Origin of the sequence: Paenibacillus sp. FSL F4-0087 (assembly GCF_038020215.1) — a bacterium.
In the GTDB taxonomy this organism is placed as follows: domain Bacteria; phylum Bacillota; class Bacilli; order Paenibacillales; family Paenibacillaceae; genus Paenibacillus; species Paenibacillus taichungensis.
On the sequence record NZ_JBBODJ010000001.1, the window covers coordinates 5,975,715 to 5,991,289 of the forward strand.

The 15,575-nt window shown below is 40.3% G+C and carries 15 protein-coding genes and 1 pseudogene; 9 read left to right on the plus strand and 7 right to left on the minus strand.

The window, feature by feature from the left end; genetic code table 11:
- Positions 1–26 precede the first annotated feature (26 nt).
- Positions 27–377, minus strand: coding sequence for a hypothetical protein (locus MHB84_RS27260; RefSeq protein WP_341143081.1), 351 nt, complete (start codon positions 375–377; stop codon positions 27–29).
- A gap of 211 nt (positions 378–588) precedes the next feature.
- Between MHB84_RS27260 and MHB84_RS27265 the strand changes: the two genes are divergently transcribed.
- Positions 589–1,587, plus strand: a complete 999-nt coding sequence (locus MHB84_RS27265) for a collagen-like protein (protein WP_341143082.1) — start codon at positions 589–591, stop codon at positions 1,585–1,587.
- Between the two features lie 513 nt (positions 1,588–2,100).
- Here the strand turns inward: MHB84_RS27265 and MHB84_RS27270 are convergent.
- The 3 genes from MHB84_RS27270 to MHB84_RS27280 all read right to left on the minus strand — a co-directional run bounded on the left by MHB84_RS27270 (position 2,101) and on the right by MHB84_RS27280 (position 3,625).
- Positions 2,101–2,388 carry a Dabb family protein gene (locus tag MHB84_RS27270; protein ID WP_076288827.1) on the minus strand — a complete coding sequence of 96 codons (288 nt, stop codon included), beginning with the start codon at positions 2,386–2,388 and terminating at the stop codon, positions 2,101–2,103.
- Positions 2,389–2,461: 73 nt separating this feature from the next.
- Positions 2,462–2,803, minus strand: coding sequence for a nuclear transport factor 2 family protein (locus MHB84_RS27275; RefSeq protein ID WP_076288826.1), 342 nt, complete (start codon positions 2,801–2,803; stop codon positions 2,462–2,464).
- Positions 2,804–2,830: 27 nt separating this feature from the next.
- Complete coding sequence (locus tag MHB84_RS27280) at positions 2,831–3,625, minus strand: SDR family oxidoreductase (protein WP_076288825.1); 795 nt, start codon at positions 3,623–3,625, stop codon at positions 2,831–2,833.
- Between the two features lie 178 nt (positions 3,626–3,803).
- On the opposite strand from MHB84_RS27280, the gene MHB84_RS27285 reads away from it, so the two are divergent.
- Positions 3,804–4,685 (plus strand): LysR family transcriptional regulator, encoded by an 882-nt coding sequence (locus MHB84_RS27285; RefSeq protein ID WP_076288824.1) that lies wholly within the window; start codon positions 3,804–3,806, stop codon positions 4,683–4,685.
- A gap of 562 nt (positions 4,686–5,247) precedes the next feature.
- Here MHB84_RS27285 and MHB84_RS27290 read toward each other — a convergent pair.
- Both MHB84_RS27290 and MHB84_RS27295 read right to left on the minus strand, forming a co-directional pair.
- The gene (locus tag MHB84_RS27290; protein ID WP_076288823.1) at positions 5,248–6,087 is read right to left on the minus strand and encodes an MBL fold metallo-hydrolase; all 840 of its coding nucleotides are present in this window, start codon (positions 6,085–6,087) and stop codon (positions 5,248–5,250) included.
- A gap of 120 nt (positions 6,088–6,207) precedes the next feature.
- Complete coding sequence (locus tag MHB84_RS27295; RefSeq protein WP_076288822.1) at positions 6,208–6,477, minus strand: WGxxGxxG family protein; 270 nt, start codon at positions 6,475–6,477, stop codon at positions 6,208–6,210.
- Between the two features lie 150 nt (positions 6,478–6,627).
- On the opposite strand from MHB84_RS27295, the gene MHB84_RS27300 reads away from it, so the two are divergent.
- Positions 6,628–7,146: a DUF3231 family protein gene (locus MHB84_RS27300; protein WP_076288911.1), complete on the plus strand. Its 519-nt coding sequence runs from the start codon at positions 6,628–6,630 to the stop codon at positions 7,144–7,146.
- Positions 7,147–7,418: 272 nt separating this feature from the next.
- Here the strand turns inward: MHB84_RS27300 and MHB84_RS27305 are convergent.
- Positions 7,419–8,149: pseudogene (locus MHB84_RS27305) on the minus strand (manganese catalase family protein); the annotation flags it as partial.
- Between the two features lie 316 nt (positions 8,150–8,465).
- Here MHB84_RS27305 and MHB84_RS27310 point away from each other — a divergent pair.
- The 6 genes from MHB84_RS27310 to MHB84_RS27335 all read left to right on the plus strand — a co-directional run bounded on the left by MHB84_RS27310 (position 8,466) and on the right by MHB84_RS27335 (position 15,574).
- Positions 8,466–10,097, plus strand: coding sequence for a cache domain-containing sensor histidine kinase (locus tag MHB84_RS27310; protein WP_341143083.1), 1,632 nt, complete (start codon positions 8,466–8,468; stop codon positions 10,095–10,097).
- The gene (locus tag MHB84_RS27315; protein WP_076288820.1) at positions 10,090–11,166 is read left to right on the plus strand and encodes a response regulator transcription factor; all 1,077 of its coding nucleotides are present in this window, start codon (positions 10,090–10,092) and stop codon (positions 11,164–11,166) included. The genes MHB84_RS27310 and MHB84_RS27315 overlap by 8 nt, the downstream gene beginning before the upstream one ends.
- Before the next feature lie 117 nt (positions 11,167–11,283).
- Positions 11,284–12,459, plus strand: coding sequence for an acyl-CoA dehydrogenase family protein (locus MHB84_RS27320; RefSeq protein ID WP_076288910.1), 1,176 nt, complete (start codon positions 11,284–11,286; stop codon positions 12,457–12,459).
- 33 nt (positions 12,460–12,492) lie between these two features.
- A complete protein-coding gene (locus tag MHB84_RS27325) occupies positions 12,493–13,758 on the plus strand; it encodes an ABC transporter substrate-binding protein (RefSeq protein ID WP_076288819.1) in 1,266 nt (421 codons plus the stop codon).
- A gap of 95 nt (positions 13,759–13,853) precedes the next feature.
- The gene (locus tag MHB84_RS27330; protein ID WP_076288818.1) at positions 13,854–14,726 is read left to right on the plus strand and encodes a carbohydrate ABC transporter permease; all 873 of its coding nucleotides are present in this window, start codon (positions 13,854–13,856) and stop codon (positions 14,724–14,726) included.
- Between the two features lie 2 nt (positions 14,727–14,728).
- Positions 14,729–15,574 (plus strand): carbohydrate ABC transporter permease, encoded by an 846-nt coding sequence (locus MHB84_RS27335; protein ID WP_076288817.1) that lies wholly within the window; start codon positions 14,729–14,731, stop codon positions 15,572–15,574.
- Position 15,575 lies beyond the last annotated feature (1 nt).

The window sequence follows — 15,575 nt, forward strand, 5'->3', positions numbered from 1 at the left end:
CAATTTTGAAACACCATTCAAAGCCGCTAAAATAGCGGCTTTTTGTTTTGTTCAAGAAACCAAGTTCTTGTTCCTAACAAGGGGGAAAACATTCTTATAATCCAATCCTTCACACTGCGCTTTTTCTCGCAAATAATGTAATGACAGATGACGGAAAGATTGACGAACAGCAGCCTTGAAACAGTTGCCATGGAGGACAAGCCTTGTGCAAGCAAGGAGAAAATGACGACAAAGGTGAAGATGTACATTTGTTGAGTTAAATATGTCGTGGTGAAGTACATGATACCTGCGATACCAACGTCTCGGTTCCGACCTTGGAGAAGCATCCAAAGCGATATGTCAATAGCCTTTATTTTATGAAAAATAGGTTTTAGCACGGGTGAAGATAGATGTTAGTCCATGCCTGTAGCCAACTACCTACGTACACTGAGCTATGAATATAGGGAGGTGTCCTAATTGAGTTGTCCAGATGAGAAAAAAAGGTGTAATAAAAAAATTGCAACTGTACATTCTCCAAAAGGAAAAAGAAAAAATCGTAGAGTAAAAGTAATTAAAAAAATAGTACAGGTAACATGCCCTCCACCTGAAGTGAATGTAACTACGCCTAAAGTTGTTGGCCCAACAGGACCCCAAGGTACACAAGGGATCCAAGGGATCCAAGGAAATCAGGGCGTACAAGGACTGCCCGGACCACAAGGGCCAGCTGGAGGGCCCCCAGGTCCTCAAGGACCGCAAGGGCAACCTGGTCCAGCGGGAGCAGTAGGTCCTCAAGGTGAAGCAGGTCCAGCGGGTCCGATTGGTGCACAAGGTGTTCCAGGGGAACAAGGCGTTGTGGGGCCACAAGGCCCTCAAGGTGTACCTGGTCCAGCCGGAGCCATCGGACCACAAGGATTTGTTGGACCAACTGGAGCAACGGGTACAGCAGGAGCAGCAGGCCCAGCAGGTCCAGCGGGAGCAACTGGAGCAACGGGTACAGCAGGTACGGCTGGAGCAGCAGGCCCAGCAGGTCCAGCGGGAGCAACTGGAGCAACGGGTACAGCAGGTACGGCTGGAGCAGCAGGTACAGCAGGTCCAGCGGGAACTACTGGAGCAACAGGTGCAGCGGGGGCGGCAGGCCCAGCAGGAGCTACTGGAGTGACGGGGGCTACAGGCGCAGCCGGAGGTGTTCTGGGATTTGCAGATTTTTTTGCGTTGATGCCACCAGACAATGCTGCAACGGTTGCTCCGGGCACGGACGTAAGTTTTCCGCAAGATGGACCTACAAGCGGAACTACAATTACTCGTACGGGTCCAAGCACATTTAATTTGGCTGCGATCGGGACGTATCTGGTTATGTTTCAGGGAAGTATGAATGAAGCTGGGCAACTTATGTTAACACTCAATGGTGCTGACCTATCCAATTCAGTAGTGGGGCGAGCAACAGGCACAAGTCAGATGCCAGGAATGGCTTTAGTACAAACGACTGTCATTAATTCAATACTGACCGTGCGAAATCCAGCCGGTAATTCCACTGCACTAACCATGACTCCTCTCGCCGGAGGAACAAGACCCGTTTCGGCACATCTGGTTATCACACAATTAGCATAGTAAATATCGTTCGCATAGATAATGAAAATTTTGCCACCTTTATTATGGTGGCTTTTCTCATGTGATAATTAAACCATGCCTGGGGTTCACGTCATATCGAACAGACCTATGAGCTCCATCTGAATGAAAAAAGTAGACTAACACATTTATTTGCAACCCGATATCCTAATGCTAACAACGATGATTTAACAGATGATGATCCAAGAACAGCAGTCAATAAAATGTATTCAAATTTCGCAGGACAAGAAAATAGTCCATTGAAGTCGCTATTATAGCGGCTTTTTTATGTTACAGGTACAAGTTCTTGTCCCGATTGCTGAAATGGTTACGAACATAGTCTGATTACCGATTAGATGATTATCTAAATAATAAGTAAATATAGACAAAACCTCAAAAAACACCATGGTACATGACAGAAGGCTGATCACTTGGTTGACTTGCCACTTAAAGATTCGCAGTCACTTTATTATGCGTAATTATTATAGCATTCGTCCCGTTGTTTGTTGCAGTACTTTATGCTTCGTAGCAAACTGATGCTGAGCTGTCTAATACACTACCAATAAATATGCTTATTTCTTGGTGTAAAGGATCTACCAGATACGCTTCCATATCCGTTATCGATGCAAATTTTGTGATCAGCATGAGATCATAAGAAGATGAATCACGACGTATGTCCACCTTGACCTGCATATCGAGTAAGGTTGCAATATTTCCTTTCATTTTAAGGAGGACTTCTTGTGTCTCCTCGATTTTTGTATCAGAAGAGTCTTTTAGTCTTATAAGTAAATGGTTAATTATCATGAGTATTTACCCCCGTTATAATTAGAATTTATAAATAGTGGCCTTAGAAATTTCCAAGGCCTTTGAGGTTTCTTTAAAAAATGGATAGGCTGACGATCTGATCGTCAACAATAACGAAATGATAATTCAGTAATAGTGGATCGGGTAGACCAGTCTTGTCGTAGGTACCATCCAGCTTGCATGTTAGCACAATTTCTTCACCCATTTTTTTTGCTGTTGTTGGCTCTAACGTTACATTCGCCGCGAAATGGTATTGATCACTCCATTCTCTGATCGCCTGTTTTCCATTTCGCTTTTTTCCTTCATCCAACACAACGGCATTTTCGGAAAAACAATCTACAAATACTGCTGGGTCTGGTTTATTAGATGCAGTAATATATTTGCCAATTACAGACGGTAAATGATTGAGATCCATATTGTTCTCTCCTTTTATTAATGTTAGTTAGACTGTAGGAATAGTTCCCCCATCTATGACATATTCACTACCTGTAATGGATGCTGCTCGGTCTGAGACCAAAAATGCAGCCAGTTCAGCGACTTCTTCTGGAAACCCTGGTCGGCCAATTGGAATACCTCCGAGTGAATCCATAAGTTGTTCGAGTGCACTTTCTCGACTTCCTGTTTCCGTTGCGATCCGATCAATTAATGCGTCAGCTGCTTCTGTCTGAATAAACCCGGGAGACAAAGTATTTATTCGAATTCCCTGAGGAGAAAATTCATTCGATAATCCCTTGCTATAATTAGCCAGAGCGGCTTTTGCCGATGCATAAGCCAGTGTAGTTTCATATAAAGGCAAACGTCTTTGAATGGAAGTGAAATGAAGGATAACGCCTGAATTGTTTTCTAACATAAGTGGAATTAAGCCGCGATCAAGTCGAACTGCTGCGAGTAAATTCCAATTTAATGCATGAAGCCAATCCTCATCACTCAATACAAGTGCTCCTCCTGGTGGTGTGGTTGATCCACCTACGCAATGGACAATAATATCGATACCTCCAAGTTGCTCTTTTACTGCTGTAATTACTTGCTCTATACCTTCAGGTGTGGCAACATCTGCTTGTACAAATTTGACCGGATTCGGCAAGTCAATAGAGCGGGAACGGGCAGTAGTAAGTACTGTAGCTCCTCCGTTTGTAAGTCTTTTTACAACAGCTTGTCCCATTCCCTTTGTTCCTCCGGTTACAAGGACCTTCTTGCCTTCAAATTCTGATGCAGAGAACTCAAATTCTTTATGCATATCTATTCCTCCTAGTAGTAATGGTATTCAATGATTAATTTAAAAGCGCTCTGTTTCTTAGCCTTGATGTGTTGTTCGAGAGGAGCTAAAACTAATACTACACTTGCCACTTCTATAACGTCCAATTTATTATAATAATGAAAATGATGAATAATATTAATGTATGAGAGGTAATTTAATGGAACTTACACAATTAGAATACTTTATGACCGTTGCACGGCTTGAACATATGACCTTAGCCTCCAAAACACTTGGTATTACTCAGCCAGCGTTAAGTCATGCAATTGCCAAGCTTGAAAACGAAATAGGAGCTCCTTTATTTGAGCGAAATGGACGAAATATAAAGCTGAACCGAAACGGTACCATGTTCTCTAAATGGATTGGTAGAGCCCTACAAAATATTGAAAATGGCCTAAATGAAATCGAAGAGTGGTCTAATCCGGATACTGGTGTGATTACGTTGTCTTATCTAAACATTCTCGGTGTTGAATTGATTCCTAGCCTAATAAGGAGTTATCAATTGGAGTATCCCAAAGTGCGGTTTGAATTGACACAAGGGAACTTAGGGGATATTGATGAACACTTGGAGCAAGGATTTTCGGATATTATGATTACATCGAGGGAATCCACTTTGGATAATCATCATTGGATGACTGTTCAAAATGTTCCTTTATACATTGTTGTTCCCTCTCAACATCGTTATGCAGATTGTAGCGCTCTGAGTTTGGCAGAGCTGTCTGGCGAACCATTTATTGGATTGAAAAACAACTGCGGATTAAAGGCGACGATTATGTCCCGTTTCCAACACACCGGATTTGTTCTTGCTTCTGCTTATGAAGCGGAGGACCTGATCACTGTAGCCGGTTTTATAAAGTCGGGTCTTGGTGTATCCGTATTGCCTAAGACGTTGGGGTTGATGTTAGATGAATTGGTCTGGATCCCAATCATTGATGAAGGTTGGTACTGGGAAATCGGTTTGAAGTGGAGAGAAGATCATCATATTTCCCCAGCAGCAAAAAGATTTATTGAATATGTTGAAACTTTACATCAAGTAGAATGAATGCCGAAATTTTTAGTTTTCTAAATTACGTTCAATTTTGAGATTGAAATCATTAAAAAGAACACTTACCGCATCTATCAAGCTTTTTCCCTTGATCATCGTGAAGATGATTCCTAAAAAACTGAATTTGAGCTTAAATTGTTCTAACTCCAATCATGGCAGTGAAGAGGTTGACATAATCGCAATTTATTAAGTGATAGCCAAGAGACGAGTAAATGAACCCATTAGTGATAGAAATGTCCATAGCCATGAACATGGTCCCGTTAAATTTCGCCATCGATCACAGAAACGGTATTAGTATTGATGAGACTTCAGAGGAACAAATGAAGTCTATCCTAACCTTAATAGGGTAACATTTGTGGTGATACTAAGATCGAGTATTTGAGTTGTGAAATACAAAGGATTACCAGTTAAAAGTCGGGGTTAGTATTTAATTGTGAATCTCTCGTCGTTTTGAGATCTTATATTATCGGGGATAGAACATAGAGTGGGATGGCCAAGAGTAGATGGTGGACAACGGAATTTGTACCGTTGTCCAAAACCAATGTACCAAGAGGAAAATTTAGTTAACATACTTTCCATAATCCGGTACGGCAATTTGGTCAAATTCATTAACAAGTTTTTTCAGGCTTGTTGTTAGCACCTCACCGGACATCGGCAATCCATGGCCCGTTACAGCAAACTCGGGCTTTAAAGCCTCAATTTTAATAACAGATTGCTTTGCAGCTTCCCAATCTGTTGTTAAATAGCGAGGGGGTCCGCTTATTTCCAATTCCTGAGTAAATACTTTATACATATACTCTTGTTTTACAGTAGTAAAAGCATCGCCTGCGATTAACGCTCCGTCCCTTTCTCGAAATAACGAAACATGACCAGGAGAATGTCCTGGGGTATGAATCCATCTAAACCCTGGCATATGGGGGACAGTCCCATCAGAAGGTAACGTTTGTACGCTGCTCCCAAGGTTTATTGGTTCATTTGGAAAGGAGGTGGACATTTTAGCTACCAGACCACCTTCAACCGTAGGATCTGGTTCCGGATATGATTTCTGCCCTGTGAGGAATGGCATTTCCAATGGATGCGCATAAACCGGAACTTCCCAGTGCTTGACCAGTTCTATTAACCCGCCGACATGATCAAAGTGTCCATGGGTCAAAATGATCGCTTTGGGTCGGCTGTTCGGACCAAAACGCTCCTCGATGACCGAGATTATTTCATTTGCTGACTTTGGCATTCCAGCATCAATTAAAACGAAGTCGTCAGGGTAACCAACTAAACTGATATTTACAATTTGGATAGTGTGGCAAAATAGATCAGGCAGCATTTCAATCCCTACGCCACTTCCCACTGAAGTTACGGGAATAAATTTATAATCTGTTCCATAATTCAATTCTTGTTTCATTAACCATCCTCCTTGAACTTTTGGCTACCTTATCCCACGACATATAATAATTTTTCATCTTTAAAAGAGCTCTGTCACACTGACAGAGCTCTTAGTTTCCACTGATGTGAAGATCTAAAATTAGCGATCAGAGTGATCAGTTACTCTCTTACGCATGCCAGCTAGACCAAGTAATCCAAGCAAGCCAAGCCATCCCCAGTCCATACGGTTATCGTTAGCTGTTGAATTTGCTCTTACAGTGTTTGGGTTATTATTGGTGCTGTTGTAATGGTAAGTGTTGTTGTCTCGTCCATCAACCATAGCTTCATTTACATCGTGAGCTGATGCTGGAACAGCTAAAGCAGCCAATAGGAATATTGAAACCACTGCTGTAGTTAATTGTTTTTTCATAAAAGCTAGCCTCCTCGATATTGTGATGAAATTATTTTCCCCCAAAATAATTTCATTATTCCATTATGAATTTAGGATTATGTTGAATATGTTGTTATTGAATTTGGGACTATATATCCGGTGGAAAATAAATTTAAAGGAGTGTTTGTGATCGGAATATTAAGTGGAAACCCCAAAAATGAACCTATGCATTATGGTGAAATCTTCAGTGTATGGCAATGTTCAACAGTCGCGAAGGGAGCACTTTCCTTCTACCAAGCATTTCTAAATCATGCAGGAGATAAGGATTTAAAGAAAACATTAGAAGCACTGATTGATCAAGCAAAACTTGAGATAAAAGAGTGTGATACTCTGCTAACGGATAACGGAATTGCTCCAACGCCAGCTTTACCAGAAAGACCTCCAGTAAAACTTGAGGATATTCCTGTTGGTGCGAGATTTACGGATCCAGAGATAGCGGCATCAATTGCATCGGATACTTCGATGGGATTGGTTGCTTGTAGTCAAGTTATGGGGCAATCGATCAGAGAGGATATTGGTGCCTTATTTGCAAAATATCATGTTACGAAAACTGCTTTAGGCGTTCGTATTCTTCAAATGAGTAAAGAAAAAGGCTGGCTCATTCCACCGCCTCTTCAAGTGAAAAGACCCGAAGCAGTTGAGGCTTAAAACTACTGCTACTTAAGGCCAAGAGGAAGAAGAAGGACAATGGTGTTGCTCTGGTATATAAAGCAGAGTGTTGGATATAAACTTATGGGGCTCCCATTTCCTAAGGCCTACCGTTTCATTGTAGGTAGGCTATCTCCTATATTTGTTTCCTTATTCGAAAGCTTCGTACAATACTATATTTACGTGATGTGGTTCAAATCAGCGTAACAAAAAGGAACCCTTAGCAAGGGTTCCTTTTTGTTACGCTTCCTTACTTCTTAGTAACTTAAATCTTAGGTATTTAAATCATGCAACCCTGGACTGTGCTCATTAGCAAGCTCCAGCATAAACGGGAGTGGGAACCACTGTGAAGGTTCCGTGACTTGTAGCCCGCCACCATGGCGACTAGGTGTTTGGCCACTGAATATTTCAGCAATGCGTGTGTTGTCCATACGGAAGTTAAATTGTGCATTGTGGAAGCCGAGGTCAACATATTTCTGACACTCTGGATATTTGTTGATATCGTAATTGGGAACAGGAAACAGATTGCCTCAGTTTACGCCTAAAGTCTCGAGCGCCTTCGCAAATGCATTTTGGTGAGCATTGTCACGAACGATCAGAAATGCGAGAGTTTCACGGGATGATTTGTATGTACTCATCTCATAGATTCTCGTTTTTTGTAGAACACCTGTTGATTCCAGTACAACATTATCGAGTAGATTACTTACTAGGTTGCCATGATCATCACATAATTCCCGAGCCATGGATTATCGGCTGCATCTACAGGTAGTGAACTTTGAGCACCCATAATGTAATGATGTGGATTGGCATGTTTGATAGCTTCGTCTAGCGGAGCCTCATCAATACCAGCATTACCTACACCCTCTGCTCCAGCTCCTGTCAGCAATTGATTTATTGTATGTTGCACCAGTTCAACATGGCTTAATTCCTCCATAAATACACCACGAATTAAATCCCTATACTGCTTCGCTTTTCCACGGAAATTACTGCTCTGAAAAAAATACAACGATCATGTTAATCAAATCTTCGCAGCCACATGTGATTTCAATGAGGTCATCTTTTTAGGACTCAGCTACCTAAAGAACAGCTATATTCCTATTTTCTTATTGTTTTACTTGGGAATATACAGTATTTTTTAATAGGGTATTACCTTAAATGTTTATATTACTACTTCTTTATGGATCGGTTCTAATATGCTGGAGCAGTTATGCGGTAAGGGGAGAATTCGAGTGAAAATAAGAATAAGACATAAGCTAGTGTTGTTTGTATTGATCGGTGTTCTTTTGACAAGTAGTATAAGCCTATTATACGTGCAGAATATGCATAAATTATATGAACAGCTTGTCTATGAACAAACTAGTGAGAAGCTATATTTGTATTCAGAGCGAATTGAGGACAAGCTAGCAGCCATTGATCGTATGACACAATCGATAGCAAGTGACACGGACATTCAACATGGGTTGGAGAAGATAAAGCAGAACAAGAATAGTCACGAAACCTATTTTGCGATTCGTGAAATGGAAGAGAAGCTGTTATCCTATCGTTTCTTTAATTATCCGATTCGCTCTGTAGCGATTATTGATTATTGGGGCAAGGATTACTGGCTGGGCACAACCAAGGATGAGACTGCACCAGCTTACAGTAAGCAATTTATTGCAATGGCCGCTCAGAAAGAAGGAGGAAGTCTGTGGAAGGGTGGGGAAAGAGATTCTAAGATTTTTACTTCCCTAAGGGAAATAAGAGCAGTGAATAGTATGGATTTTCCATCATTAGGGACGTTAATTGTTCGAGTGAATGCGAATGATTTGATTGAATCTATTGGCTCTAATCAGTCATCTTCCAATAATAAATTGCTCATCTATGAAGATCATACCCCAATCTATTGGAATGATGAGGAATGGAAAGATAAGCCTATGCCAAGCTCTTTAATACAGAATGAACGATCAGGTGAACGCTATGAAATGATCACGTTAAATCATCACAAGTACTTGAGTACCTTATCTACAATGAACTTTACAGGTTGGACATTAGTGAATCTTGTACCTTATGAATCATTGTTTCAGAAAGCGATTCAGATGAAGAAAACTCTATTCCTTTTATATACTCTCATTCTTGTATCTCTCGTATGGATAGGCATAATTTTTGCAAGAAGTATTACACGTCCTTTGGAGACACTGGCCTTTAGGATGAGCAAGGTAGAGCAAGGAGATTTTGCTACGTCCCGAGAAGAGCAGGTGAAGAATAAGGATGAAATTGGATGGTTAACAATCAGCTTTGACAAAATGACAGCCTCGTTAGATCGATTAATTAAGGATAACTACGTAAAACAAATTCATATAAAGGAGTCTCAATATGAGGCGCTGAAAGCGAAGCTAAATCCTCATTTTCTCTACAATACGTTAGACTCGATTAATTGGCTAGCACGCAGGCAGGGACAAGAGCGCATCTCCTGCATGGTCAAAGCGTTGGGTGATATGTTGCGAAGTACAACGAGTAAAAAGGAAATGGTCATGCTGCAGGAAGAAATTCAGCATGTCAATAACTATTTACTCATTCAGAAATATCGATTTGAAGAACGACTGCAATGTGAAATCAATATCCCGGATGAATTAAACAAAAGTTATATTCCTGCAATGATCCTACAGCCTATTGTTGAAAATGCAATTAAGTATGGTATCGATGAATTGACAGGCGAATGTCAAATTACGATTAGCGGGGAATGTTTTGGCGAGGATTTAGATATTTGGATTGCGGATCAAGGTCCAGGGATGGATATACATTATTTAGAGCAAAACACAGAAGGAGGGATTGGACTAAGGAGCATTCATGAGCGCTTGCAATTGTTATATGGAGAGCCATATGGTATTGCAATTTTAGAAGGTATAAATCAAGGGACAATTATTCGAATTCGAATTCCTGCTTTATGGAAAGGTGAAGATAGTCATGTCTAGCTATAGAGTAATAATCGTTGATGATGAACGAATGGCGAGAGAAGGTATTGCGGAAACAATAGAGTGGACTACGCTTGGTATGGTGTTAGCAGGGACAGCCGTAAACGGACAGCAGGCATTGGAGAAAATTCAAGAGCTCCAGCCCGATGTGGTGATTACGGATATTAAAATGCCAATCGTTGATGGACTTCAGTTAATCGAACAAGGGTTGAAGATTTCGCCTCATATTGTATTTATTGTTCTATCAGGATTTGGAGAGTTTGAGCTAGCTACGCAGGCCATGCGTTTTGGTGTAAGACGGTATCTATTAAAGCCAAGTGATGAGCATGAGATTACAGAAGCTCTTCAATGGTCTAAGCAGGAGGTAGATACTATACGCAGCAATTTTGCGGAAAATACACAGTCCAAAGTTTCAAATGCGCTTGCAAGTCAAGGTAACATTTCTTCCTCTATACCTAGTGATTTGCTCCAGGCGATTGTTGAGGCTGATGAATCCCGATTAATGAAGATATCTAGGCTATGGATCGAGCAATTATTAAGTGAGGGGTTATCATTACATGCCCTTCAAGAAAACAATAATCATGTGCTATCCTATATCGGCAATCAGTTGAAATCAGAATACGGCATTAGTACAACACTTACAGCTCTAGAGAGTCATGATATACAAGCGTTCCAGAAGGAGTTAGGCAAGCTGTATACAAGCTTTCATTATCGTAAGATTGATAAGAAGGGTATGCTGGTTATAAAAATAAAGCAATTAACCATCCAGCATATTCAGAATAGACAGCTTTCTTTGCAATGGCTAGCTCAGCATTATTTATTTCTTAACTCCGAATATTTAGGTAAGCTCTTTCGACAAGACACAGGAGAGAAGTATACCCAGTTTTTGACCTTTGTTCGCATGAAAAAGGCGAAGGAACTATTACTTTCACATCCTACAATGAAAATTTATGAAGTAGCTGAACAGTGTGGGTTTGAGCGAGATCCACAGTATTTTTCCAATGTATTTAAGAAATTTTATGGGTTTACACCTAATGAATATCGTAAACAGTATTTGGAGGACAACTAAATATTACGGTTTTTTACAATAAAAAACTCGGATTTTTTATATTCAATTTTTAAGGGAACAATATTAATATTAAACAAAGTAAACCAATGAGGATTATTAGAAAGGCAGTTGTTAATGATGACATACTCTGATTCTTCAGATCGTTTTATACGAAATGAGCGGGAAGCGAAAATTGCAGCAAGAGCAGATCAGCTAGCAAGGATTTTTGCAGAGCGAGCTCCTAAGCATGATCTTGAAGGAACATTTCCCTTTGAGAATTTTAATGAGTTAAGAGGTAGCGGATACCTTGCTCTTACCGTACCAAAGCAATATGGAGGAGAGGAAGCATCAATTTATGAACTGGTTCTTTCTCAAGAGCGACTGGCAAGAGGAGACGGCTCCACTGCACTAGCAATCGGGTGGCATATTGGTTTATTGAAGCAGCTTCATCTATCAGGAGCAATTCCAGAAGAACTTTTTAGTGAGCTATGTCTTGAGATTGTACAGGATGGGCTAGTATTGAATGAACTGGTAAGTGAGCGAGCAATGGGTAGTCCGACTCGTGGTGGAAGGCCTGAGACGAAAGCAGTCAAAGTTGAGGGAGGCTGGCTGATAACGGGTCAGAAATCGTACTGTACGTTAAGTCCGATTCTTAACAAGTTTATTGTTGCAGCTACGATGTCGGATACCGATACTGTAGGATCATTTATCGTAGAAGCTGGCGATGGCGTCAAAGTGCTGGAGACATGGAATACGATGGGAATGCGTTCAACAGGCAGTCATGATGTTGCCATGAATGATGTATTTGTTCCAGATCGATATCACATCCGTGGTAAAGCAAGTGACCAGCTGAGCAAGCCTGTCCCCACAGACGGTAACATGCTTCATATTCCTGCGTGTTATCTTGGAATTGCACATGGTGCCAGGGATTTCGCCCTTTCATTTGCTGCTAAGCACCAGCCTAATTCATTACAAGTTCCAATTGCAGAGCTACCTAATATTAAGCGTCTAATTGGAGAAATTGAACTTGACTTAATTACAGCAAGAACCTTCCTTTATGATACTGCAGATCGTTGGGATAAGGAAACGGCTAATCGCGAAAAACTGAAGATTGAGCTAGGTGTTGCCAAGCATCTTGCTACCAATGCAGCACTACGTGTTGTTGATCACGCGATGAGAATTGTAGGCGGCTTAAGCCTTTCTAAGGCTTTCCCGCTTGAACGAATGTATCGTGATGTTCGTGCAGGGCTTCATAATCCGCCAATGGACGATGTTGTCATTACGAATCTAGCTAATCGCGCATTAGGGAAATAAGCTCTTAAAAAGAAGTAGTTAGGAGAGAAAGAGATGAAAAGAAGTGCAAAACTATCTGTTACAGCTATGTTATTAATGTCCATAATTCTTACGGCATGCGGGAAGGAAAACGTAGCAGACAACGGAAATTCAAGCAAGAGCGATGTTGTTAAAATCGAGTTTTTCCAGCAGCAGGGTGAGGAAGCCATTCAAAATGCCTATCACGAAATTATTGCTGATTTTACAAAGGAATACCCGAATATTGAGATTAATATGAATACCGTGCCTGACCCAGTTAAAGTATTAACGTCTCGGTTTGCGACAAATGATATTCCACCCCTATTTACTGATTTTCCTACACAGCTTCAATTTAAGGAAAAAGTAAAAAATGGTTATATCGAAAACTTAAGCGTTCAACCCTTCATTAAAGATGTTAACGAAAAATATTTGGATATGACTGTAGCAGATGACGGTGGATACTACTCTTTGCCGTACGCTCGAAATTATATGGCAGTCTATTATAATATCAATCTATTTGAACAAAATAACGTGAAAATCCCAACCACCTATGCTGAATTTATCGAAGCATGCAAATTGTTTCAAAGCAAAGGTATTACACCGCTCTATCTTCCATTAAAGGATGTAGGTCACATCTTCCAAGCTACGAACATTGCTTTTGCACCTGGTGGTGTTGAAGAAATGGTTAAAGTGGCTAAGGGTGAAGGTCAAGTGGAAGGCAATCCAGAATTCTTGGAATTTGCCAAGAAGCTCAGAGAGTTAACGCAATATGCTAATAAGGATGCTTTTGGGGTGAGCGCTCAAATGATGCAAGAAGCATTTGCTAATGGTCAAGCCGCTATGATTATTTCTGGCTCATACGGCCGTGGGAATATTAAGGTGGCTAACCCTAATTTGAAATTCGGTGCGTTTCCACTTCCGAATGATACTGTTGATACCACGACAGCTTTATCAGGTGTCAATGCTTCTCTGTCCATCTCTGCAAAAGCTAAGCCTGAGGAAAAAGAAGCTGCGCTTACCTTCTTAAAATATATAGCTCGACCAGAGGTTGCTCAGAAGTGGTCTGATCTATCTGGCGAACCTTCCATTATTAAGGGAACAACCTATGGCGATCAATATTTACAGCCTATCCTTGATTTTATCGATAATGGTAGAGTTCATGACTGGATGTCTTCAACGCTTGAAAGTGCGATTGTAACGGAACTATATAGTACAACTCAAGGTTATCTCATTAATAACGAGACGCCTGAGCAGTACCTGAAGAACATTGATGAAACAATTAAGCTTAACGCTGTTAAGTAAATATAATAGCTTTGATCTGAGCGACAATTTGAGAATTCAAATTGTCGCTCCCTATTTACTAGCTCTACGTTACATTGAGATGAGGAAGGTGCAGTATGATAGGCAAATTTCTAGAACGCTCAACTTATTTCTTATTCACGGTTCCGGCTATCATTCTGTATACACTATTTTTCGCTTATGCAGTTATTGTAGGTATTCAATATAGCTTTACAGATTGGAATGGGATTAGTTCTAGCTATAATTATGTAGGGTTTAGCAACTATACGGAGCTATGGAACAACCCAAATTTTAGGCAATCATTAGTAGTTACTGGAAAGTATGCGGTGATGCTTGTAGCAGGAGTAATGAGTCTGTCATTAATTTTAGCCTTAAGCTTAAACTCTCTGAAGAAGCTTCAAACCTTTACAAAGTCGATATATTTCCTACCAGCCATCATTAGTGCTGTAACCATTTCGTTAATTTGGGAACAGGTGTTTGTTCGAGTCATTCCTCCGATTGGTCAGGGCTTGAATATTATGGAATTATATCAAAGTCCTTTAGCCCATCCTAAGTATGCTTTAATTGCAGTTGTGCTTGTTAACATTTGGCAGGCTGTAGCCTTGCCAACCCTTATCTTTATTGCAGGCTTACAATCGGTTCCCTCCGAGCTGTATGAAGCGGGCAGAATCGATGGGGCCACCACTTTTAATCGTTTTCGTTATATCACATTTCCATTTCTAATTCCTACGATTACCGTAAATATGGTGCTTGCGATTAAATCAGGCATCACTTCCTTTGATTATGCCTATACCCTGACAGGTGGAGGTCCAGTGAAATCTACTAATGTTATTGGGATCATGATATACAATGATGCATTTCAGAATCTAAAGTTTGCGATGGCTAATGCGGAATCAGTTATATTGTTTATTATCATTGCAGTGTTATCCTTTATCCAAATTAAATTAACACGTAAAGGTGGTGTCCATTAAGTATGAATTTAGCGATACGAAAAGAAGGGCTTGGTTGGCGTATTCTCCGAAATATCATTTTACTTATTGGAGTCATCATTATCATGGGGCCATTATACCTTGTCATAGTTAATTCCTTTAAGACATTAGAGGAGGCAAGCAAAGGTTTTTTCAGTTTTCCCAAAGCACTTCATTTTTCTAATTACGCAGAGCTACTTTCTAAGGGGAATTACTGGAGAGTTGTGTGGAATACGACCTTGATTACAACTGGATCTGTAATCATAGTTCTTATTATTAATCCTACCGTAGCTTATGCTATTGCTCGTAATCGACATAAGAAATATTATAAATTTTTATATCTCTATATCCTGTTAGGATTGTTTGTACCATTTCAAGTGATTATGCTTCCTTTAACAAAAATTATGACCAATATGAATCTATTAAATCCTTTTGGACTCATTTTATTATATGGAGCGCTCAGCTTAACAAGAGGAGTATTCCTACTCGTCAACTATATTGGAGGAATGCCAACTGAAATTGAAGAGGCCGCAAGAATTGATGGCTGCAGCACTTTTAAAATCTATTATCTTATTACTTTACGTTTAATTATGCCGATGCTAGTTACGCTTGTCATTATGGATTCATTATGGTTCTGGAATGATTTTATGCTTCCACTACTAATTTTGAATAAAGCGAAGGAATTTTGGACACTGCCCTTATATCAATACAACTTCAAGACTGAATATTCCTTTAACTATACAATGGCTTTCACTTCTTATTTAATGGCGATGTTGCCAATTATTGTGGTCTATGCAGCCGGCCAGAAGTACATAATCGCCGGGTTAACAGAAGGTGCAATTAAAGGATAAG

Coding starts and splice junctions, on each gene's coding strand:
- MHB84_RS27270 (WP_076288827.1), bottom strand. CDS start 2,388: ATGATAATTAACCATTTACTTATAAGACTAAAAGACTCTTCTGATACA.
- MHB84_RS27320 (WP_076288910.1), top strand. CDS start 11,284: ATGACATACTCTGATTCTTCAGATCGTTTTATACGAAATGAGCGGGAA.
- MHB84_RS27335 (WP_076288817.1), top strand. CDS start 14,729: ATGAATTTAGCGATACGAAAAGAAGGGCTTGGTTGGCGTATTCTCCGA.
- MHB84_RS27275 (WP_076288826.1), bottom strand. CDS start 2,803: ATGGATCTCAATCATTTACCGTCTGTAATTGGCAAATATATTACTGCA.
- MHB84_RS27280 (WP_076288825.1), bottom strand. CDS start 3,625: ATGCATAAAGAATTTGAGTTCTCTGCATCAGAATTTGAAGGCAAGAAG.
- MHB84_RS27310 (WP_341143083.1), top strand. CDS start 8,466: ATGCATAAATTATATGAACAGCTTGTCTATGAACAAACTAGTGAGAAG.
- MHB84_RS27285 (WP_076288824.1), top strand. CDS start 3,804: ATGGAACTTACACAATTAGAATACTTTATGACCGTTGCACGGCTTGAA.
- MHB84_RS27295 (WP_076288822.1), bottom strand. CDS start 6,477: ATGAAAAAACAATTAACTACAGCAGTGGTTTCAATATTCCTATTGGCT.
- MHB84_RS27315 (WP_076288820.1), top strand. CDS start 10,090: ATGTCTAGCTATAGAGTAATAATCGTTGATGATGAACGAATGGCGAGA.
- MHB84_RS27330 (WP_076288818.1), top strand. CDS start 13,854: ATGATAGGCAAATTTCTAGAACGCTCAACTTATTTCTTATTCACGGTT.
- MHB84_RS27325 (WP_076288819.1), top strand. CDS start 12,493: ATGAAAAGAAGTGCAAAACTATCTGTTACAGCTATGTTATTAATGTCC.
- MHB84_RS27290 (WP_076288823.1), bottom strand. CDS start 6,087: ATGAAACAAGAATTGAATTATGGAACAGATTATAAATTTATTCCCGTA.